This is a genomic window from Zwartia panacis, from assembly GCF_030410395.1.
Taxonomy (GTDB): domain Bacteria; phylum Pseudomonadota; class Gammaproteobacteria; order Burkholderiales; family Burkholderiaceae_B; genus Zwartia; species Zwartia panacis.
This window is the reverse complement of sequence record NZ_JAUHHF010000005.1, coordinates 1-20,653: the sequence shown is the minus strand read 5'-3', so window position 1 is coordinate 20,653 and position 20,653 is coordinate 1. Positions and strand designations below refer to the sequence as shown.

Genomic DNA, 20,653 nt, shown 5'->3' with positions numbered 1-20,653 from the left:
GAGATCATCATGCTTGTCACATTCAGCAGTAAAGCCGGTGCGGATATTTTAATGCTGGCACAACACGCCAAACCATTGTTAAAAATCATCGGCAAAACCGACGACAAGGACTTGATGTCTAGAGGCGTTTTCATGCCAGGGCATCTTCAGGACGCCATTGCACGTCTTGAACAAGCAATTGCCGCGGAACCCCGACAAACTCAGGACGATGATCAGGAAACGGACCACCCCAAAGATGCGCTTTCTTTACCCGTCGGCCTGAGGCAGCGCTCTTTTCCTCTTTTAGACTTGCTCAAGCGAGCCCAAGCCCAGCAAGTTCCCGTCATGTGGGAAGCAGGTTCTAGCTGGTAAAGGCATTAAAAGCCTTGGCTCATCCCTAATACGCCCGCTCAAACAGCGCGCGGAAATCTACCACCGTTGTCTGTCGAGGATTCCAGCGGTTGTAATTTGCCGCCAGGCATTGCTCTGACATCTCTTCAAAAGTCTCAGGTGTCGCTCCGACATCCCGCAATCTGGAAGGAATGCCAAGATCCTCGCACATTTTACGAATAGCCTCGACAGCGGCTTGTGCCGCATCGAGCACAGGCCATTGCTGTACAGGGCGCCCCATTGCCAATGCAACGCGCGCATATTTCTCGGGACAGGCAGCCAAATTGAATTGTGCGACGTGCGGTAAACACACCGCATTGGACAGGCCGTGCGACAAATGAAAACGAGCGCCCACAAACCGTGCCATACAGTGCACGTTGCCCAGACCTGTTTGTCCAAAGGTAATGCCAGCCAGGGCAGAACCCACCAACATATTTAAACCCGCGTCGAGATTTTCACGATTGGCGACAAACTGCCTGATATTGCCGGCCAATAATTCAATTGCCTGCAAATTGATCGCGTCAGTCATCAGATTCGACTGGCGCGAAATATAAGACTCGAACGCATGAACAAACGCATCGATTCCGGAATGCGCAGCGACATGTCCTGGTACGGTCCGCAAGGCCAAGGGATCGAGAATCGCGAACGCGGCGGGATTAAGCGCCGCATGACGAATCGACATTTTGAGATTTTTCTCAGTATCGGAGATCACACATGATCCCGAAACTTCAGAGCCCGTACCCGCTGTGGTTGGAATCGCGATCAACGGTAGAGGAGGGGTGGAAAACTTCTCAATTCCCTCATAGTCATGGATACGTCCGCCGTTAGTGGCCAAAATACCGACCGCTTTGGCGACGTCTATTGTGCTGCCACCACCGATTGCCAGCAATACTGTTGCTTGATGAGCCTGACAGACCTCAAAAGCCTTCTCTACGGTGTGCGCACTTGGATCGGGCTCAATTTCTGTATAAGTTGCGACTTCAATATTCTCATCAGCCAACAGTCGTTTGATTTGAGCGAAAAAATCGCTGGAGACTAACGCACCATCAAGCGCGATAAATACTCGGCGGCACTGAAGCTTGCGGACGATTTCAGAGATTTTTTGATATGACCCCTCGCCCATAAAAATAGTCGTCGGGCACAAAAAACTTGAAATCGTCATCACAAACAACCTTATTACAAAACTATTTACACATCCAAATTGGCCGCTTGCAACGCATGCGTCTCGATGAAAGCGCGTCGAGGCTCGACGTTGTCACCCATGAGCGTCGTGAAAATCTCATCGGCCGCAATTGCGTCTTCAATTTGCACGCGCAATAAACGACGAACCTTAGGATCCATCGTTGTTTCCCACAATTGCTCCGGATTCATTTCACCCAAGCCCTTGTAACGTTGCTTGCTCACGTTGCGATCGGCTTCGCTACGCAACCATTGCATCGCTTCACGGAAATCCGCAACCATGGATTCTTTACGCTTTTCACCTTCTCCGCGAGCCACGACAGCGCCTTTACCGACAAGACCTTGGAAGGTCGCAGCCGCCCGCGCCAAAACAGCGTAATCCGCCCCGTTCACAAAGTCCGGATCAAGAACCGTTACGCGAACATTGCCATGATGTTTGCGTCGTACGATCAAACGGAATCTTTCCGAGCCTTGATGGTATTCAGAAACAACATCAACCTGATGAGGGAGCAACGGGTCTTCGAGAGCGGCTTGTAAACGCTTGGCTGATGCCGCGGCGTTTTCTGCTGTGTCGAGCTCCACGGTCGCGCCGCCAACAATCGCGGAAAGTGTCGACTCATCCATAAATCGACTCAATCTTGCAATCACTCCATCGGCCATCACGTACTGTTTGGCGAGCTCAGCCAACGCATCCCCTGAAATGGGTTCAGCGCCAGTACGTGGTACGAGCGAAGCATCCTTGAGAGAAACTTGCAACATGTAGCTGGACTCTTCTACCTCGTCTTTGAGGTATCGCTCATCTTTACCGGACTTCACTTTGTAAAGTGGCGGCTGGGCAATATAAATATAACCACGCTCGACCAGCTCGGGCATCTGACGATAGAGCAATGTCAACAGCAACGTGCGAATGTGCGCGCCGTCCACGTCCGCGTCGGTCATGATGATGATACGGTGATATCGTAGTTTTTCAACATTGAAATCCGGACCAATACTCGTACCCAGTGCGGTGATGAGTGTCGTGATTTGTTCGCTCGCGATGAGCTTGTCAAAGCGCGCTTTTTCAACGTTCAACACCTTGCCACGCAATGGCAAGATCGCCTGAAATTTCCGGTCGCGACCCTGCTTGGCCGAGCCCCCTGCAGAGTCTCCCTCGACGATATACAGTTCGCACAAAGCCGGGTCTTTTTCCTGACAGTCTGCGAGCTTGCCTGGCAAACCTGCGCCTTCGAGGACACTTTTACGACGCGTCATTTCACGCGCCTTGCGGGCGGCTTCGCGCGCTCGCGCAGCCTCAACGACTTTTGCGCAGAGCGCTTTAGCGTCGATCGGATTTTCAAGCAGCCACGTCTCGAGCGTGCGCGCGACAGCCTCTTCCACAGCAGGCCGCACTTCGCTTGAAACAAGCTTGTCTTTTGTCTGACTACTGAATTTTGGTTCAGGGACCTTGACTGACAAGACGCAGGTCAACCCTTCACGCATGTCATCGCCGGTTGTTTCAACTTTGGCGCGCTTGGCTAATTCGTTGTCCGCAATATATTTATTCAAGATACGCGTCATCGCGGCGCGTAAACCCGTCAGGTGCGTACCACCATCCCGTTGAGGAATGTTATTGGTAAAACATAAAACCTGTTCGTTATAGCCATCGTTCCATTGCATGGCGACATCGACACCCACGAGTGTTCCGCCAGCATTGGATTCGGTACTGACTGAAAACACATTCGGATGCAAGACCGTTTTTGTACGGTTGATGTATTCGACAAAGCCTTTCACTCCACCCGAAAAGGCAAAGTTTTCCTCTTTGCCCTGACGTTGATCCACCAGTCTGATTTTGACGCCATTATTCAAAAACGAGAGTTCACGCAGACGCTTGGATAAGATCTCGTAGTGATACTCAACGTTATTGAAAATTGTCGTGTCAGCCAGAAAGTGAACTTCCGTTCCGCGCTTTTCTGTTTTGCCTGTGACCGTCAAAGGCTGAACACGCTCGCCCTGACGAAACTCCATTTCATGCACCTGTCCATTACGACGAATCGTCAGTTTCAGCCAGGAAGACAACGCATTCACGCAAGAAACACCCACACCATGCAAGCCACCAGAAACTTTATAAGAGTTTTGGTCAAACTTGCCGCCTGCATGCAATTCGGTCAGTACGATCTCAGCAGCGCTGCGACCAAACTCGTCATCCTTGTGGATATCCGTTGGAATCCCTCGGCCGTTATCCGTGACTGAAATGGAGTTGTCTCCATGGATCGTCACCACGATGTCATCACAATGTCCTGCCAAAGCTTCGTCGATCGCATTATCGACGACCTCGAACACCATGTGATGCAAACCTGTTCCGTCGGACGTATCGCCGATGTACATGCCTGGACGCTTGCGCACAGCCTCCAGACCTTTGAGCATCTTGATCGAGTCCGCGCCATAGGCGTCAAGATCTTCAGGTGTTTGATCCGCTTGTTGATTGTTATCTGACATGTTTAGATCCGCATTGGCATGACGACATATTTGAATGATTCGTCATCGGGCAAAGTAATAAGGGCTGAAGCGTTCGCATCGGGCATGATGGACCAGCGAATCGTTTCTGCTTTGACGTTGGCCAGAAAATCCAGCAAATAGCTCACGTTGAAACCAACGTCCAGAGCTTCGTGACCATAATCAATATCAATTTCCTCTTGCGCCTCTTCTTGCTCGGCGTTGGTGGAAGAAATCTTGAGCAGATGCTGTCCCAGTTGCAATCTGACGCTGCGGAATTTATCCGTTGTCAAAATAGCCGCACGCTGCAAACTGCCCTGCAACACTTCGCGAGAGACATCGAAGTGACGTGTATAGTTCGTTGGAATTACACGGTTGAAATCCGGAAACTTTCCTTCAACCAGCTTAGACACCAATTCAACGTGTCCGAAAGAGAATCGAATTTGTCCCGCCGCAACATCAACTGTTACGGGCTCTTCGCTGTCGTCCAGCAACCGTTGCATTTCAAGAACTGTTTTGCGTGGCACGATGACTTCGTGTTTGACCGATACACCCTCAACTGGGGTGGAGCTATGTGCCAAACGATGTCCGTCTGTAGCAACCGCTCTTAACATGCCCGGTTCAAACACCATCAACATGCCATTCAAGTAATAACGTATGTCTTGTTGCGCCATTGCAAAGTGCACCATATTGAAAAGGTGCTTCAGCGTTTTGCGCGACATGGTAAGTGACACGTCCCAGCGATCTGGCTGGGTCATGGTCGGAAATTCTGTCGCGGCGAGCGTCTGTAATGAAAATCGGCTTTTGCCAGATTGAATCGCGAGTTTGCCGCTTGCAGTCGACAGCTTCACATCTCCTGTGTCAGGCAGCGCGCGCAAAATATCCACAAATTTCCGTGCCGCGACCGTGAGCGACTCCGTATCTTGACCTACGCCGAAATCCGCATGTGTCGTAATCTGAACCTCGAGGTCTGTCGCAATGAATGAAACCCGATCAGCCTCTTTTTTCAGCAAAATATTTGCCAGGATTGGCAACGTATGTCTGCGCTCTACGATTCCGGCGACGGTCGATAACGGCTTTAAAAGCGCGTCACGTGGGGTTTGTACAAGTTGCATGAATTATCCCTTTAGAGTTTGTTCGAGCACATGCAGCGTATGGTTAAGGTCTGCTTGTTTGGCACGCAAATCGGCAATTTTTCTGACAGCGTGTAAAACAGTCGTGTGATCTCGCCCACCAAACATATCTCCAATGTCCGGTAAGCTCTTTTGCGTCAGTTCTTTTGCTAAATACATCGCGACCTGACGCGGCATCGCAATGTTGGCGGGTCGTCGTTTTGAGTACATATCAGCGACTTTGATTTTGTAAAAATCAGCCACTGTTTTTTGAATATTTTCAACTGTTACTTGCCCGCTAGAAACGGATAACAAATCTTTGAGCGCGTCTTTACAAATATCGACGTTTGCCACATCACGTCCGTGAAACCGTGCGTAAGCCACTACTTTTTTCAGCGCACCCTCTAATTCCCGAACGTTGCTTCTTAAATGTTTGGCAATAAAAAATGCGACTTCTTCGGGCATGGTCATCCCTTCTTGCTCGGCTTTACGCAACAATATGGCAACACGCATTTCCAGCTCCGGTGGCTCAATCGCCACAGTGAGTCCTGAATCAAAACGTGAAATCAAACGACTATCAATCCCTGCCAATTCTTTCGGGTAGGTATCGCTGGTGATAATGATTTGTTTGCGTTGGGCCACCATTGCTTCAAACGCATAGAAAAACTCTTCTTGTGTTCGATTTTTACCCGAAAAGAACTGAATATCATCGATTAGTAACAAGTCTAAAGAATGGTAATAGCGCTTGAAGTCATCAAATGCTTTGCGTTGATATGCTTTCACCACATCAGAAACATATTGGTCCGCATGCACATATCGAACTCGCACACCGTGGCCCGCTGCCACCATGGCATTTCCAATTGCATGAATCAGATGTGTTTTTCCTAATCCTACCCCGCCATATAAAAATAGTGGGTTGTACGAAGTACCAGGATTCTCCGCCACTTGTAATGCTGCAGCTCTTGCAAGCTGGTTTGCTTTTCCGGTGACAAAATTGTCAAAGGTTAAATCAACATTTAACCTGGACTTGTCATCAACTGGCGTCATGGATGCCGGCGTTCTTACGGGATCGTTTGATCCAATAAGATTTTCATTGATTGATCCTTGCGGGTCTATCCCTTTGTTCGCGGTAACGTGATCTAAGCCAGACTGTGTGTATGTGGTACCAGAAATGCTGGAACCTTTCACATTCTCCGTTCGATGGTCTTCCGTTCTTGCGAAGGCGCCGTTAACCATAGATTGTTTTGAGCGATCCGCTGTGGATGCAGGCAATTCAAACAATACTTGAACGGGCTGGTCGAACCATTTTGAAGCAAATGCTTCAATCTGTTGAGCAAAATTCTTTTTCACCCAGTCCAGTTTGAATCGATTTGGCGCGGACACACGTAACTGCGCCTTTGTTTCATCAAAGGCGAGCGGTACCAGCGGACGTATCCATGCGCTGATTTGCTGTGGGGGGAAGTCCTGCTCTAAATGAGAGACGCAGGATTGCCAAAACTCGTTCATGTGACTCACTGATCAAACCTCGATTCTACCCTGTGTCGGTCAAGGTTATCCACAGGCGCTACTCGTATTTATACGAGTTGACGAAGGTAAACATTTGACTTGTCTCGTATTTTTTGATGAAATGGAGGGCTTTTCGAGATATTCCTAAACTTTTTCGCTCTTTGTTGGGCCCTTAATCATGAAACGTACCTACCAACCCTCCGTCACCCGCCGCAAGCGCACGCATGGTTTTCGTGTTCGGATGAAAACTCGTGGTGGCCGTGCTGTCATCAACGCTCGCCGCGCCAAAGGCCGCAAGCGTTTAGCCGTCTAATACGGCTGGTTGCGAAGAAACTGTTCACGACCTTTTCTATCGCTCCTTTGCTTTGTTATGTCTCGCGCCACGTTTCCTGCGGCGGCGCGCTTGCACCGCCCCACCGAATTTGCTGCGGCCCTCGCGGGTCGCCGTATTGCCCGTGGGGCGTTTTTCGTAGTGACTGCTCACTTACGCCAAGCTACTGATTTAGCAGTATTTTCAGATACATCCGTCATCCCTTGCGCTCGGCTTGGGCTCATCATGGCAAAAAGGTTTGCTCATCACGCGAGCACGAGAAACGCTTTAAAACGCGTTGTTCGGGAAGCTTTCCGTGCCAGGCGTCACGATTTGCCACCAAGTGATTTTGTTGTCCGGCTTCACAAACCAATTACTTCTTTATCGCTCACCCAACTCAAGCTGGCAGCTCGTCAAGAAGCAGATGCCCACTTTTTGCGGGCTCGACGATGATAAGCCTACTAAAAACGATATTGATTGCTCCAATCAAGGCATATCAATATTTGCTTAGTCCTTGGCTCGGTCATTGGTGTCGTTTTACGCCGACTTGCTCCAATTATGCAATTGAGGCGATTCAAGTTAGAGGTCCCTTTTTTGGATTGCTCTTGGCAATTCGTCGAGTTTCACGCTGTCACCCGTGGTGTCAGGGTGGTCATGATCCCGTTCCACAACGCAAGCACTCTGATTAACGCTAAACTGCGAGCCTTCGCTGGTGAGCTTTTTTTATTTAGGCAAGAATGGATATCCGACGCACCATCTTATTGATGATTTTTTCGTTTTCGCTGCTTATGCTGTGGAACAATTGGCAGATTCACCAAGGGAACCCCTCCCTATTAGGTGGACAGCCACCAACAACAGCTTCTACTCCCGCAACACCTACTGCAGAAGCTACAACTACGCCTGCGGGTGTTCCTGCCGGTGTTCCTACGGGTGTTCCTGTTACTCCTGCCACGCCTGCGATCTCCACCGGTTCGGTTAGTAATGTTCCTGGTGTTGCAACGGCTGCTGCGGTTGAGCCACAAACCGTGAGCTTTAAAACAGATGTTCTGGCGCTGAGCTTTGATCTTCAAGGTGCACAGCTCGTGCGTGCAGATCTTCTTGATTTTCCGAGCCGTGAAGAGAAAGACAAACCTTTTGTTCTGCTTAACAATCGGGGTGGGCAAGTATATGTTGTCCAGTCGGGACTGACTGGCGCGCCTGCTGGAAGTCTATACCCGACACATCTTGCTCCTTACACACTAGCCACTTCAGATCGCGAACTTAATGGTGATCAGTTAGTGATCAAGTTTGTTTCAGAATCAAGTGGTGTAAAGCTCACTAAATCTTTCACACTGAAGCGTTCCAGTTACGAAATTCTCGTTGATCACCAGATTGAAAACCTGACGGCTCAACCTATTAGCCCTTCGGTGTATTTACAAATTACTCGCGATGGCAAAGATGCCGCCAGTGAAAATTCCACACCAAGCTTTATGTCAGGTCCCGTCAGTTTCACGGGTCCTGCCATTTATTCTGATCAAGACAAATTCCAAAAAGTATCTTTTTCTGAGATTGAAAAACGAAAAGCAACGTACATCAAGGAAGCTGACAACGGCTGGTTTGCGATGGTTCAACACTATTTCGTGACTGCTTGGGTGCCACCACAAGGTAAAACCCGCAGCTATGAGATGACTGAATTGCAAAAAAATCTTTTTGCCATCCGTAGTATTGAACCCGTCGGTTCAATCGCTCCAGGCGGTCAACTGAGTGTTCCGGCCAAATTATGGGTCGGACCTCAAGATCAGGAAGATCTTGAAAAAGTCGCACCTGGTTTGGATCTGGTTGTCGATTATGGTTTATTAACCATCATTGCCAAGCCCTTGTTTGCGCTCATGACATGGATTTACACCATTCTTGGCAATTGGGGCTGGACGATTGTTGTACTCACCATCTTGATTAAGGCGGCTTTTTATCCCCTCTCAGCGGCAAGCTATCGCTCAATGGCCAAAATGAAAATGGTCGCTCCGCGTTTGCAGGCGCTCAAAGAAAAGTTTGGTGACGACCGTCAAAAGCTCAATACCGCCATGATGGAGATGTATCGGACTGAAAAGATCAATCCTCTGGGAGGTTGTTTACCGATTTTGATTCAGATCCCCGTATTTATTTCTCTTTACTATGTTCTTGGTTCGAGCGTAGAACTCCGGGGCGCTCCTTGGATATGGTGGATTAAAGACTTGGCAGTTCAAGATCCCTACTTCATTCTTCCTGTTGTCATGATGGGAACGATGTTTATCCAAATGAAGTTGAACCCAACACCACCTGATCCAATGCAAGCCAAAGTCATGATGTTCATGCCTTTGATATTCGGTGCGATGATGTTTTTTTTCCCTTCTGGTTTAGTCTTGTACTGGTGTGTAAACAATATTCTTTCTATTGCTCAACAATGGTATGTCATGCGTCAAATCGCAGCAGCTGCAGCAATCGCGCATCGCTAATGTTTAATCAAGCTTGAAGCATGCTAAATAAATATCCAATTGTTGCGATTGCCACCGCCCCTGGACGGGGCGGCGTTGGCATCATACGTATATCTGGGCCCCAACTGGGGCCCTTTGCTTATGCGCTACTTAAACAAGATCTGAAGCCAAGACGGGCTCATTACTGTGTTTTTCCTGATTCACACGGAGAACCGATCGACCAAGGTATCGCGATCTTTTTTTCGGCACCACATTCATATACTGGAGAAGATGTATTAGAGCTGCAAGGCCATGGCGGGCCCGCAGTCATGCAAACTCTTTTGAAGCAATGTCTGCATGTCGGTTCAGCGTTTGGGCTGCGTATGGCCGATCCTGGTGAATTTACGCTTCGTGCTTTCTTAAACGACAAAATTGATCTCGCTCAAGCAGAAGCCATTGCTGACTTGATCGATGCTTCTTCTGAAACGGCTGCTCGTGCTGCGATGTCTTCTTTTAGCGGACATTTCTCCAAAAAAATTAACGCGTTATCAGAATCCATTATTCAATTGCGGATGATGGTGGAAGCGACATTGGATTTTCCGGAAGAGGAAATTGAATTTCTCGAAAAGTATCAAGCACGTGAACGTTTGAACAAAATTCAAGAAAATTTGAATTTAGTTCTAAAACAGTCCAAACAAGGACTTGTTCTTAGAGAAGGTTTACATGTCGTGCTTGCTGGCGAACCCAATGTAGGTAAATCCAGCCTTCTTAACGCGCTATCAGGTGAGGATCTTGCAATCGTGACAGACATTGCAGGAACAACCCGCGATAAAGTCACTCAATTGATCCATATACAAGGTGTACCTATCACCATTGTTGATACGGCAGGTCTACGTGATACAACTGACAAAATTGAATCTATCGGTATTGAACGTAGCTGGGCAGAAATTTCAAAAGCTGATGTGGTGCTTAATTTAAAAGACGCTACAAAATCCAACCTAGCAATAGATGAAAAAATTGCATTTCACCGATCACCGAAAAGTACATTACTGACTGTATTTAATAAAGCAGATTTATTAAAAACCATTCCTCCTTCAGGTGAGGATGTTATTTATATTTCAGCAAAAACAGGAAACGGTCTCGAACTTTTAATAGATCGACTTCTGTATCTTGCTGGATGGCAACCAGGTCAAGAGTCTCCTTGGTTGGCAAGGCAGCGTCATATTGATGCTCTCGAATCTGCGTCTCATCATTTGAAATTAGCAGAAATGCATGCTCAACAAGACGACAGAGTTTTAGACCTTTTTGCAGAAGAATTACGCTTGGCTCATGATTTTTTAGGCACCATTACAGGTCAGATGAGTCCTGATGACCTGTTAGGACAAATTTTTTCTCGTTTTTGTATTGGTAAATAAATATAAGTAATTTTTAAGATTCGAGGAGATTTTTGTTGTTTTTTGACCCGTCTTCCAATTGTTACAAAATTTTTTCATGTTTTTTAACTGTGGATAACATAGGCTCAGCAATTGTGGACACTTTGTGTATGAAATAAGAACAACCGCTCTTAAATGCTGAATGAGAAAACTTGTTCAAGTTCCTCCACAATGCCAAACAGAACTCACACACAGAAAAATTATCTTATAAATAATTGATTTTAAACATGTTTTTAAAGTTATACCTGTTATCCACAGAGTGTCTTATCTATTAGTTTTTATATATAAACAAAAAGATATACAGCACAGTAAAGTTCTGAAATTTTCAAAAGAGAGAACCTGTCTCGGCTATTTCAATCATCAAGTCTTCATGTTTAAATCAATTCTTCTCATCAACTATAGATAAAATTAAACTTTCTTTAATCTCTCAATGGCTTCGTCTAACGTACTTTCTTTTTTTGCGAAACAAAATCTCACAAGCTTATGATTCGCTAAGAGATCGTTTGGATTTGCATAAAAAGCAGAAACTGGAATCACAACTACACCATGTTTTTGAGCAAGCCAAATTGAAAACTCAGACTCATTTAAATCTGAAATATTGCTGTAATCCGCTAATAAAAAATAAGTACCTGGACTATTCAAAGGTATGAATTTTGTATCTCTCAAGGCTAAAGCAAGACGATCACGCTTTAATTGATAAAACGCTGGCAATGTTAAGTAAGTCTGTGAATTTTTAGTATATGCAGCAAGGGCATGTTGAAATGGTGAAGGAACAGTAAAGACGATAAATTGATGGACCTTTCGTAATTCTGTCGTGAGCACTACTGGAGCACAACAATACCCAATTTTCCAGCCGGTTGTATGAGTTGTTTTACCGAACGAAGAAATAACAAACGATCGTTCAGCCAATCTTGGTCTTGATGCCACACTCAAATGTTTATTGCCATCAAAAACAATATGTTCATAAACTTCATCAGATAAAACAATGATGTTTGTATCAGAAACGATAGCCTCCAATGCATCCAGATCTTGATCTGTAAAAACAGCGCCTGTTGGATTATGAGGAGAATTAATAATCAACATTCGTGTTTTTGAATTCACACTGTCTTTTACTTGATTCCAATCTACAGAAAAATTTTCTTTATGTTGTGTTGGAGGAATCATTTGTACAAAAACGGGCTTACCACCAGCTAACTTGATAGCGGGTACATAACAGTCATAACATGGCTCAATGACAATGACTTCATCCCCACTATTTACCGTACTCAATACGGCAGCCATGATGGCTTCTGTCGCCCCGCTTGTAATGGTGATTTCTGTGTCACGATCATATTTGTGGCCATATAAGGTATCAACCTTCTCACTAATAACATGACGTAATTCCGCCACTCCGCTCATGTATGGATATTGATTGTGCCCCGCTATCATTGCGTCTGTGACTAAATTTAATAATTCTTGATCAGCATTGAAATCCGGAAATCCCTGACCAAGATTGATGGCCTGATAATCAGAAGCCATTTTGCTCATGGTAGTAAATATTGTTGTGCCAATATTTGGAAGTTTTGATTTGATTTGCATGGTGTGATTGTTTATTTTTTCAATCATTTGATAATACGCATTTTTTTATGGTTGTTGGGTTGTGAATATCTTTTTAAAACTGGTAGTAGGACTAACAGCATCGATAACCGGAGCATTTTTTGCACAATATCTCGGTATTCCTTTACCTTGGACGCTGGGCCCTCTTCTTGTTGTTGCTGCATTGAGGTTGTTGGCAGTCCCTGTCTGTAGTGCCTCCCCTTTGCGAAACTTTGGCCAATGGGTTATTGGTCTCACTCTTGGCCTTTATTTCACTCCACAAGTGATCGCAGTTGTTGCAAGCCATTGGTTTGCCATGCTTTTAGGTTTATTTCTTGCTTTATTGCTTGCAGTTTACGGGACTTGTTTACTTCATCGTTTGGGACATGTTGATCTTAAAACGGCCTGGTTTTCTTCTGCAATTGGCGGTGCAAATGAAATGGCGGTCTTGGCTGAACGTTACGGCGTCAGACCAGACTTGGTGGCTAGCGCACATACAGTTAGAGTCATTTTAGTGGTTCTAGCCGTACCATTTGCTTGTGAGTTGTTTAATGTGGCAGGTATCGATCTCACAACTATTGAAAGTAGAGCTTTTTCTTTCTCTGGTTTGATTTGGTTGGGTGTATTAACCGCTTTAGGTGGCTTGATTGGCCAGTATTTCAAAATACCGAATGCTTGGGTATTAGGACCCATGTTTGTTGCAATGGCTTTAACGATTAATCAAATTCATTTTTCAATCGTTCCGCCAGAACTTTCTAAAATTGCTCAACTTTTCATTGGGTGGTCACTTGGTGACAGGTTTCGTCCAGGGTTTTTTAAGAAAGCGCCGCAGTTTTTGTTTTATGTAGTTATTTTTAGTGCGACTGCTTTGCTTCTAGCCTTTGGATATGCCCTACTGTTAGATCAATTTACTGAATTGCCACTTTCAACTTTAGCCGTGAGCGTAGCGCCTGGTGGTATTGCCGAAATGGCTATTACTGCAAAAGTTTTACAACTTGGTGTTCCTGTTGTGACAGCCTTTCAAGTTTCTAGAATGGTTGGAGTGGTTCTTTTAACGGGTCCTCTTTATCAATTCGTGGTCTCTAGATTCGAAAAGTCTACGAAAGTTTTCCCGACTTATACATAGTTATTCCTCAGGTTATACATAACTTATCCACAAAATATTTGTTATGTTCCACGTGAAACATAAATAGTAATGACATAGTTAATTTTGCATAAAGATGGAATTAAATCGAGTGTTTCACGTGGAACATGCGGAAGTTTATAATGAGTGCTGTCAGTTGGAAGATAAGTCATGGACTACCCAAAAATATTTGATGTAATCGTAATTGGTGGCGGACATGCTGGAACAGAGGCAGCGTTGGCTTCTGCGCGAAGTGGTGCAAAAACGCTATTGTTGACGCATAACATCGAAACTTTGGGTCAGATGTCATGCAATCCATCTATTGGAGGAATTGGAAAAGGGCATTTGGTAAAAGAAATAGATGCTCTTGGTGGTGCAATGGCAATTGCAACAGATGAAGCTGGCATACAGTTCAAAATATTGAATAGTTCGAAAGGTCCCGCAGTTCGAGCAACACGTGCTCAGGCAGATCGTGTTTTATATAGAAAAGCAATTCGTACGCGGTTGGAGAATCAAGAAAACTTATGGTTATTTCAACAATCTGTAGACGATCTGCTCGTAGAAGGAAATCGAGTTGTTGCCGCAGTTACCCAAACAGGCGTAGTGTTTCGAACTAAAGCCGTCGTACTCACTGCAGGTACTTTTTTAAATGGACTCATTCACGTAGGCCTTGAAAATTACACAGCGGGCCGAGCCGGAGACCCCTCCTCAACTTCTCTGGGTCGAAGACTCAAAGAAATGAGTCTTCCACAAGGACGACTAAAAACAGGTACGCCACCTCGAATAGACGGTAGAACAATTAATTACGCAATCCTTGAAGAACAACCGGGTGACTTAGATCCTGTACCGGTATTTTCTTTTCTTGGATCAACAGCAATGCATCCAAGACAGATACCTTGTTGGGTGACTCATACAAATGAACAAACGCATGCAATCATTCGTGGGGGACTTGATCGCTCACCTATGTATAGTGGAGTAATTGAGGGAGTTGGTCCAAGATATTGTCCCTCTATAGAGGATAAGGTTCACCGGTTCGCAGATAAGAATTCTCATCAGGTTTTTCTTGAGCCAGAAGGTTTAGACACACATGAGGTTTATCCAAACGGAGTATCAACTTCTTTACCTTTTGATGTTCAATTAAATCTCATTCGCTCGCTAAAAGGTCTTGAAAACGCACATATTGTTCGGCCGGGTTATGCGATTGAATATGATTATTTTGATCCAAGAGAACTTAAGTCATCCTTTGAAACAAAGTCCATTGAAGGTTTGTTTTTTGCTGGCCAAATCAATGGCACGACTGGTTACGAAGAAGCTGCAGCCCAAGGCTTATTAGCAGGTATCAATGCTGCGCAATATTCACGTGACCAAAGTCCACTTTTGTTAAGAAGAGATCAAGCGTATATCGGTGTTCTAGTCGATGATCTTGTCACAAAAGGTGTGACTGAGCCCTATCGTATGTTTACATCAAGAGCTGAGTACAGATTAAGCTTAAGAGAAGATAATGCAGATTGGCGATTAACAGAAATTGGAAGAAAGTTTAATTTAGTGGATGACGTTCGATGGAAAGCATTCAATGAGAAACATGAGGCTGTTGAAAAAGAAATACAAAGATTAAGAAGTACTTGGGTTAATCCAAGAATGTTAGCGCCAGAAGCGGCAGAAAGCGCTTTGGGCAAAGAGATTGCACGCGAGTACTTACTATCAGATTTATTAAAGCGCCCTAACGTTACTTACCAAGACTTGATGTCTATGCGCTTTCTTAAACATGTCGAGATGCCAGAAGGTTTACCCCCGGGTGAACAGTCAGAACAAGTAGAAATACAGATTAAATACGAGGGTTACATTGCTAGACAGCAAGAAGAAATCAACCGTCAACAGTCGTATGAGACCCAAGAAATTCCTTCCACATTAGATTTTGATGCGATTACAAGTCTGTCCTTTGAGGTCAGACAAAAGCTCAGAATGCACCGACCAGAAACAGTTGGCCAAGCTTCAAGAATATCTGGGATCACGCCGGCAGCAATATCACTTTTGCTGATTCATCTAAAGAGACACCACTACGGTCAATCTAATAAAGCGACTGAATGATTACAGATATATTTACGACTCAACATGCTCGGGATTTAGATCAAGCATGTTCGGATTTAGCGCTACAAGCGACAAATGAAGAAAAAAAGCAACTACTTGAGTATTTAACTCAACTATTAAAATGGAACAAAACGTACAACCTCACGGCGATTAGGGAGCCTAAACAAGCGCTTGTACAACATGTCTTCGATAGCTTGGCGATCATTGCTCCGTTGTTAAAACATATCAAAGAGCAAAATCTGAACACAATCAGAATATTAGATGTTGGTTCGGGCGCAGGATTGCCTGGTGTGGTGATCGCAATAATGATTCCAAATACGGAAGTGACTTGTGTAGATACTGTTGGAAAAAAAATGACCTTTGTCAGACAAATTGCCGGGGTATTAAAGTTAAGTAACCTATCGGCAATTCAGTCGCGAGTCGAACAGTTAAAAGCAGAGCCCTACGATATCGTGACATCCAGAGCTTTTTCAAGCCTCGTAGATTTTGCTCAGTTAGCAGGTGAACACGTAAAAAAAGATGGGGTGTTGCTTGGGATGAAAGGAAAAGAGCCTCATCAAGAAATCGAAGAACTAGAAAAAAACACCAACTGGCATGTCGATAAAATTGAAAATTTGAACGTACCCGAATTGAATGCCCAGCGGTGCCTGGTATGGATGAAAAAAAAGGAACACAATGACTGATCAAATTCCACAAAAGGCACGCGTGTTTTGTATCGCAAATCAAAAAGGTGGTGTGGGAAAAACAACGACGGCAATCAATTTGGCTGCAGGACTCGCCAAACACAAACAACGTGTATTACTCATTGATCTTGACCCTCAAGGCAACGCAACGATGGGTAGCGGGATTGATAAAAGTGCATTGGCGCATAACTTATACGATGTACTAATCGGAGAAGCGACAATCAAAGAAGCAAGAGTTTCCTCAGAAAATGGTGGATACGATGTGCTTCCTGCAAATAGAGAGTTATCAGGTGCAGAAATAGATCTAGTCGGCATGGATGAGCGTGAGCTTCAACTTAAACAAGCAATAGATGATGTCGCGCAAGATTATGATTTTGTACTGATTGATTGCCCACCAACACTATCACTGCTAACGCTCAACGGATTAGCGGCGGCACACGGCGTCATCATTCCGATGCAATGTGAATATTTTGCACTGGAAGGCTTGTCTGATCTGGTCAATACCATCAAACGAGTTCATCGAAACATTAATCCAGAACTGAGTTTGATTGGTCTTTTAAGGGTCATGTACGATCCTCGCGTCACGTTGCAACAACAAGTCTCAGCCCAACTAGAAGCACACTTTGGTGACAAAGTATTTAAAACAGTTGTCCCACGTAATGTCAGGTTAGCGGAAGCCCCGAGTCATGGAATGCCGGGCGTCAACTATGACCCGAGCTCACGCGGTGCGCAAGCCTACATTGCGTTCGGTGCTGAAGTCATTGAACGCGTCAAGAAAAACACTCATGACAGGAATAAAGATGGCAACTAAAAAACCCAAGGGTCTGGGTCGCGGACTCGAAGCGCTGCTTGGAGCAGATGCGCCCGGTTTAAACCAGCTAGGACAGACAGAACAGCAGACAACTTCGCCCAATGTATTGTCTGTTTCAAAACTCCAAGCTGGAAAATACCAGCCAAGAACAAGAATGGATGAAGGTGCGTTGGCAGAGCTTGCCGATTCAATACGGGCGCAAGGAATCATGCAGCCAATTTTGGTACGTCCACTCGAGGACGCCAAAGGACGCTATGAAATTATCGCAGGTGAAAGACGCTTCAGAGCCGCACAGTTAGCGGGTCTAACAGAGGTGCCTGTATTGGTGCGGGAGGTCGCAGACGAACACGCGGCAGCCATGGCGCTGATTGAAAATATTCAGCGTGAAGATCTTAATCCTTTAGAGGAAGCACAGGGAGTAAAGCGTTTATTAGATGAGTTTGGCCTGACACATGAACAGGCAGCTACCGCAATTGGTCGCTCAAGATCCGCTACAAGCAATTTATTAAGGCTGTTGAATTTGGCCGTACCTGTTCAAACGATGTTGCTTGCGGGTGATATTGATATGGGTCACGCTCGAGCGTTGCTTGCTGTTGATACCGCGACACAGATTAAACTTGCTAACCAAATCATTGCAAAAAGATTATCTGTTCGCGATGCCGAAAAGCTCGTGACACGCGCAGGCGTTGAAAACACATCGAAACCAGCCAAACGTGATGCATCAGGCTCAAGAGATATTGCAAGGTTGGAAGAAACGCTTTCAGATCAGCTTGGAACCAAATTGTCATTAAAAGCAAACGCGAAAGGTAAAGGACAAATCATCATTGAATTCCATGGTTGGGATCATTGCTCAGCATTGATCGAAAAAATGCAACTCAAAGAAGAGCTAGATCAATAAAGATCATACGAAAAAAGAGACAAAACAAATGAGTCAGAATAAACCTGAGCAGATCAAAGCACCCTTACTCAAACAATGGTTGCACGATGGCCAAGAAATCGCATTACTAGATGTGCGTGAACACGGACAATATGGAGAAGAGCACCTTTTTTATGTTGTATCGGTTCCATATAGCAAACTTGAAACTGAAGTCGTCAGATTGGTTCCCCGTAAAAATGTACGTATGGTGTTGATAGGCGACGTATCTGGTGAGTTATCAAACAAAGCATGTCGGCGATTAAGCGAACTTGGATATCAACACATACACGTACTCGAAGGTGGCATGCCGGCATGGCGGGCAGCAGGGTACGAAGTGTTTGCCGGTGTAAATTTACCTAGCAAAGCATTTGGAGAGCTCGCAGAACATGCGTTCAACACCCCAAGAATTACTGCGGCAGAACTGAATCAAAAAATAGCCAACAAAGAGAACCTAGTTGTTCTGGACGGGCGCCCTTTTACCGAATACAAAAAGATGAGTATTCCAACGGCAATCTGCTGCCCGAATGGAGAACTGGCACTCCGTATTGAGGAAATCGTTCCACATGCAGATACAACGATAGTGATTAATTGCGCAGGAAGAACCAGAAGCATTATTGGTGCGCAAACGCTGATTAATCTCGGCATACCGAACAAGGTTCTGGCACTTGAAAATGGTACCCAGGGCTGGTATTTGGAAGACTTCAAACTGGATCATGGTGAAAGTAGAAAGTATCCAGAGCAGATAAATTTTGAGTCGATCAATGTCCGAAAAGAACGCGCAAGAAGATTGGCTGAAAAACATCATGTTGCTTTTGTGGATGTGAAAACCGTCCAAAAATGGCTGGATGATTCTGAGCGCACAACATTTCTTTGTGATGTCCGTACACCCGAAGAATATGCAAGCGGAACAATCCCAGGTGCGCAACATACGCCAGGAGGCCAGCTCGTTCAGGCAACGGATCAATATGTTGGCGTAAGAGGTGCCCGACTCGTCTTGATCGATCAGGAAGGTGTTCGCGCCCCGGCAATGGCTTCATGGTTAGCTATGCTTGGTTGGGATGTATCCGTGTGGGAGAACGCGTTTGAAGAAGCGAAAGAATTAAAAACTGTTGAGTCGAAGCATCAAAACAAAAATTTGCGTTTGAACAAAATTCAAGCCAAAGAAATTGCTGAATATATGAAAGCCGGAGCAAAACTCATTGACCTAAGACCAAGTATGAAATATCGCGAATCTCACATTAAAAACGCCTTGTGGTCGATTCGTCCTGTTTTGAGCAAGTTATCAACAAAACTTGGAAACAGCCCTGTTCTTTTACTTGCCGAAGATATGGAAACAGCAGAATTGGCTGCAAAAGATCTCAGGGAAATGGGGACTCAGGAGATTTGCGTCAATCTCGATTCCCCCGCAACCTGGAAAGAAGAAAATCTGCCGCTTGAAGCCACTGAAAATAACCCAACTGATGAAGAGTGCATCGATTATCTGTTTTTTGTGCACGATCGCCATGATGGAAACAAAGCGGCAGCTAGACAATATCTGGCTTGGGAAATGAATTTGCTCGCCCAAATTGACGAACAAGAGCGAAACGGATTTAGATTGCCGCACTAGGCTCCAAACATAAATAATATTTAGCTCACTTAGGAAACCTGAAAGCAAATTTTGAAGCTATTCTGTCATGTTAAGAAGCTAAGCTCTTGACAATTAGGAATTGTTCGTTCATAATCGTTGGTTCTCTTGTGGAGAGGTGCCCGAGTGGTTAAAGGGGGCAGACTGTAAATCTGTTGGCCTTGCGCCTACGTTGGTTCGAATCCAACCTTCTCCACCAAGTAGCGACTGTTTAGACGGACGCAAACTCGATAGGGCGGGTGTAGCTCAATGGTAGAGCAGAAGCCTTCCAAGCTTACGACGAGGGTTCGATTCCCTTCACCCGCTCCAGCGGCAAGTGCAGGTACCTAAGCAGTAAGGTAGTAAAAATAGTTCACGTTGCAGGATAAGATTTACAGATTTTAGGTTCGTGGGGCGTGCCCGGCGAATGCGCCCATGTGGCTCAGTGGTAGAGCACTCCCTTGGTAAGGGAGAGGTCACGCGTTCGATCCGCGTCATGGGCACCAGAAGCCTTACAGTATTTAGCGCTGCTAGTACAACAACATTTTATTTTCATCAATTTAATTAGCTTCAACTCAGGTCAGGAGTCAGCCATGGCAAAAGGCAAGTTTGAACGTACTAAACCACACGTTAACGTCGGCACAATCGGCCACGTTGACCACGGCAAAACGACGTTGACCGCAGCGATCACGACTGTTCTGTCCAAGAAGTTTGGTGGCGAAGCAAAAGACTACTCGCAGATCGACGCCGCTCCCGAAGAGCGCGCACGCGGTATTACCATCAACACTGCCCACGTCGAGTACGAGACGGCTAACCGTCACTACGCTCACGTTGACTGCCCCGGCCACGCCGACTACGTCAAGAACATGATCACGGGCGCTGCCCAGATGGACGGCGCAATCTTGGTGGTGTCCGCCGCTGACGGCCCAATGCCCCAGACTCGCGAGCACATCCTGCTGTCGCGTCAGGTGGGCGTGCCTTACATCATCGTGTTCCTGAACAAGGCCGACATGGTTGATGATGCTGAGCTGCTTGAGCTGGTCG

At 45.6% G+C, this 20,653-nt stretch carries 18 protein-coding genes and 3 tRNA genes; 16 read left to right on the top strand and 5 right to left on the bottom strand.

Features of this window, described 5'->3' with window-relative positions:
• The first annotated feature begins 9 nt into the window (after positions 1-9).
• Positions 10-351: a DUF1840 domain-containing protein gene (locus QWY30_RS08600; protein WP_290240135.1), complete on the top strand. Its 342-nt coding sequence runs from the start codon at positions 10-12 to the stop codon at positions 349-351.
• A gap of 25 nt (positions 352-376) precedes the next feature.
• Here QWY30_RS08600 and QWY30_RS08595 read toward each other — a convergent pair whose 3' ends face one another.
• Genes QWY30_RS08595 through dnaA form a run of 4 tightly spaced genes read right to left on the bottom strand, consistent with a single transcriptional unit; the run spans position 377 to position 6,638 of the window.
• A complete protein-coding gene (locus QWY30_RS08595; RefSeq protein ID WP_290240134.1) occupies positions 377-1,531 on the bottom strand; it encodes an iron-containing alcohol dehydrogenase in 1,155 nt (384 codons plus the stop codon).
• A 26-nt stretch (positions 1,532-1,557) separates the two neighbouring features.
• Positions 1,558-4,023, bottom strand: coding sequence for a DNA topoisomerase (ATP-hydrolyzing) subunit B (gene gyrB / locus QWY30_RS08590; protein ID WP_290240133.1), 2,466 nt, complete (start codon positions 4,021-4,023; stop codon positions 1,558-1,560).
• Positions 4,024-4,025: 2 nt separating this feature from the next.
• A complete protein-coding gene (gene dnaN, locus QWY30_RS08585; RefSeq protein WP_290240132.1) occupies positions 4,026-5,135 on the bottom strand; it encodes a DNA polymerase III subunit beta in 1,110 nt (369 codons plus the stop codon).
• 3 nt (positions 5,136-5,138) lie between these two features.
• Positions 5,139-6,638, bottom strand: coding sequence for a chromosomal replication initiator protein DnaA (gene dnaA, locus QWY30_RS08580; protein WP_290240131.1), 1,500 nt, complete (start codon positions 6,636-6,638; stop codon positions 5,139-5,141).
• A gap of 178 nt (positions 6,639-6,816) precedes the next feature.
• On the opposite strand from dnaA, the gene rpmH reads away from it, so the two are divergent.
• The 5 genes from rpmH to mnmE are packed head-to-tail and all read left to right on the top strand — an operon-like array spanning position 6,817 to position 10,792.
• Positions 6,817-6,951: a 50S ribosomal protein L34 gene (rpmH, locus tag QWY30_RS08575; RefSeq protein ID WP_006578231.1), complete on the top strand. Its 135-nt coding sequence runs from the start codon at positions 6,817-6,819 to the stop codon at positions 6,949-6,951.
• Positions 6,952-7,008: 57 nt separating this feature from the next.
• On the top strand, positions 7,009-7,401 hold the full coding sequence (locus QWY30_RS08570) for a ribonuclease P protein component (RefSeq protein WP_290240130.1): 393 nt from the start codon (positions 7,009-7,011) through the stop codon (positions 7,399-7,401).
• Positions 7,398-7,637, top strand: a complete 240-nt coding sequence (gene yidD / locus QWY30_RS08565) for a membrane protein insertion efficiency factor YidD (protein WP_290240129.1) — start codon at positions 7,398-7,400, stop codon at positions 7,635-7,637. Before QWY30_RS08570 ends, yidD begins: the two co-directional genes overlap by 4 nt.
• 48 nt (positions 7,638-7,685) lie before the next feature.
• Positions 7,686-9,419, top strand: coding sequence for a membrane protein insertase YidC (yidC, locus tag QWY30_RS08560; RefSeq protein WP_290240128.1), 1,734 nt, complete (start codon positions 7,686-7,688; stop codon positions 9,417-9,419).
• 20 nt (positions 9,420-9,439) lie between these two features.
• Complete coding sequence (gene mnmE / locus QWY30_RS08555) at positions 9,440-10,792, top strand: tRNA uridine-5-carboxymethylaminomethyl(34) synthesis GTPase MnmE (RefSeq protein WP_290240127.1); 1,353 nt, start codon at positions 9,440-9,442, stop codon at positions 10,790-10,792.
• A 426-nt stretch (positions 10,793-11,218) separates the two neighbouring features.
• On the opposite strand, the gene QWY30_RS08550 is transcribed toward mnmE, so the two are convergent.
• Positions 11,219-12,415 carry a methionine aminotransferase gene (locus QWY30_RS08550; protein WP_290240126.1) on the bottom strand — a complete coding sequence of 399 codons (1,197 nt, stop codon included), beginning with the start codon at positions 12,413-12,415 and terminating at the stop codon, positions 11,219-11,221.
• 34 nt (positions 12,416-12,449) lie between these two features.
• On the opposite strand from QWY30_RS08550, the gene QWY30_RS08545 reads away from it, so the two are divergent.
• From QWY30_RS08545 to QWY30_RS08500, 10 genes are all read left to right on the top strand, one after another.
• Positions 12,450-13,511 (top strand): AbrB family transcriptional regulator, encoded by a 1,062-nt coding sequence (locus QWY30_RS08545; RefSeq protein ID WP_290240125.1) that lies wholly within the window; start codon positions 12,450-12,452, stop codon positions 13,509-13,511.
• A gap of 168 nt (positions 13,512-13,679) precedes the next feature.
• The gene (gene mnmG, locus QWY30_RS08540) at positions 13,680-15,596 is read left to right on the top strand and encodes a tRNA uridine-5-carboxymethylaminomethyl(34) synthesis enzyme MnmG (RefSeq protein WP_290240123.1); all 1,917 of its coding nucleotides are present in this window, start codon (positions 13,680-13,682) and stop codon (positions 15,594-15,596) included.
• Positions 15,593-16,279, top strand: coding sequence for a 16S rRNA (guanine(527)-N(7))-methyltransferase RsmG (rsmG, locus tag QWY30_RS08535; RefSeq protein WP_290240122.1), 687 nt, complete (start codon positions 15,593-15,595; stop codon positions 16,277-16,279). The genes mnmG and rsmG overlap by 4 nt, the downstream gene beginning before the upstream one ends.
• Positions 16,272-17,090 (top strand): ParA family protein, encoded by an 819-nt coding sequence (locus tag QWY30_RS08530; protein ID WP_290240121.1) that lies wholly within the window; start codon positions 16,272-16,274, stop codon positions 17,088-17,090. Before rsmG ends, QWY30_RS08530 begins: the two co-directional genes overlap by 8 nt.
• Entirely contained in the window at positions 17,080-17,988 is a 909-nt protein-coding gene (locus QWY30_RS08525) for a ParB/RepB/Spo0J family partition protein (RefSeq protein ID WP_290240120.1), read from the top strand. The genes QWY30_RS08530 and QWY30_RS08525 overlap by 11 nt, the downstream gene beginning before the upstream one ends.
• A 28-nt stretch (positions 17,989-18,016) precedes the next feature.
• On the top strand, positions 18,017-19,612 hold the full coding sequence (locus QWY30_RS08520) for a rhodanese-like domain-containing protein (protein ID WP_290240119.1): 1,596 nt from the start codon (positions 18,017-18,019) through the stop codon (positions 19,610-19,612).
• Between the two features lie 130 nt (positions 19,613-19,742).
• Positions 19,743-19,829: transfer RNA gene (locus QWY30_RS08515), tRNA-Tyr, on the top strand.
• Positions 19,830-19,865: 36 nt separating this feature from the next.
• Positions 19,866-19,939, top strand: a tRNA-Gly gene (locus tag QWY30_RS08510).
• Positions 19,940-20,040: 101 nt separating this feature from the next.
• A tRNA-Thr gene (locus tag QWY30_RS08505) sits at positions 20,041-20,115 on the top strand.
• 87 nt (positions 20,116-20,202) lie between these two features.
• A partial coding sequence (locus QWY30_RS08500; protein ID WP_290240118.1) for a GTP-binding protein occupies positions 20,203-20,653 on the top strand: 451 nt, incomplete at its 3' end.

What these genes read in the sequence shown, in the direction of transcription:
- QWY30_RS08600 (WP_290240135.1), top strand. Translation starts at nt 10, where the DNA reads ATGCTTGTCACATTCAGCAGTAAAGCCGGTGCGGATATTTTAATGCTG.
- QWY30_RS08595 (WP_290240134.1), bottom strand. Translation starts at nt 1,531, where the DNA reads ATGACGATTTCAAGTTTTTTGTGCCCGACGACTATTTTTATGGGCGAG.
- gyrB (WP_290240133.1), bottom strand. Translation starts at nt 4,023, where the DNA reads ATGTCAGATAACAATCAACAAGCGGATCAAACACCTGAAGATCTTGAC.
- dnaN (WP_290240132.1), bottom strand. Translation starts at nt 5,135, where the DNA reads ATGCAACTTGTACAAACCCCACGTGACGCGCTTTTAAAGCCGTTATCG.
- dnaA (WP_290240131.1), bottom strand. Translation starts at nt 6,638, where the DNA reads ATGAACGAGTTTTGGCAATCCTGCGTCTCTCATTTAGAGCAGGACTTC.
- rpmH (WP_006578231.1), top strand. Translation starts at nt 6,817, where the DNA reads ATGAAACGTACCTACCAACCCTCCGTCACCCGCCGCAAGCGCACGCAT.
- QWY30_RS08570 (WP_290240130.1), top strand. Translation starts at nt 7,009, where the DNA reads ATGTCTCGCGCCACGTTTCCTGCGGCGGCGCGCTTGCACCGCCCCACC.
- yidD (WP_290240129.1), top strand. Translation starts at nt 7,398, where the DNA reads ATGATAAGCCTACTAAAAACGATATTGATTGCTCCAATCAAGGCATAT.
- yidC (WP_290240128.1), top strand. Translation starts at nt 7,686, where the DNA reads ATGGATATCCGACGCACCATCTTATTGATGATTTTTTCGTTTTCGCTG.
- mnmE (WP_290240127.1), top strand. Translation starts at nt 9,440, where the DNA reads ATGCTAAATAAATATCCAATTGTTGCGATTGCCACCGCCCCTGGACGG.
- QWY30_RS08550 (WP_290240126.1), bottom strand. Translation starts at nt 12,415, where the DNA reads ATGATTGAAAAAATAAACAATCACACCATGCAAATCAAATCAAAACTT.
- mnmG (WP_290240123.1), top strand. Translation starts at nt 13,680, where the DNA reads ATGGACTACCCAAAAATATTTGATGTAATCGTAATTGGTGGCGGACAT.
- rsmG (WP_290240122.1), top strand. Translation starts at nt 15,593, where the DNA reads ATGATTACAGATATATTTACGACTCAACATGCTCGGGATTTAGATCAA.
- QWY30_RS08530 (WP_290240121.1), top strand. Translation starts at nt 16,272, where the DNA reads ATGACTGATCAAATTCCACAAAAGGCACGCGTGTTTTGTATCGCAAAT.
- QWY30_RS08525 (WP_290240120.1), top strand. Translation starts at nt 17,080, where the DNA reads ATGGCAACTAAAAAACCCAAGGGTCTGGGTCGCGGACTCGAAGCGCTG.
- QWY30_RS08520 (WP_290240119.1), top strand. Translation starts at nt 18,017, where the DNA reads ATGAGTCAGAATAAACCTGAGCAGATCAAAGCACCCTTACTCAAACAA.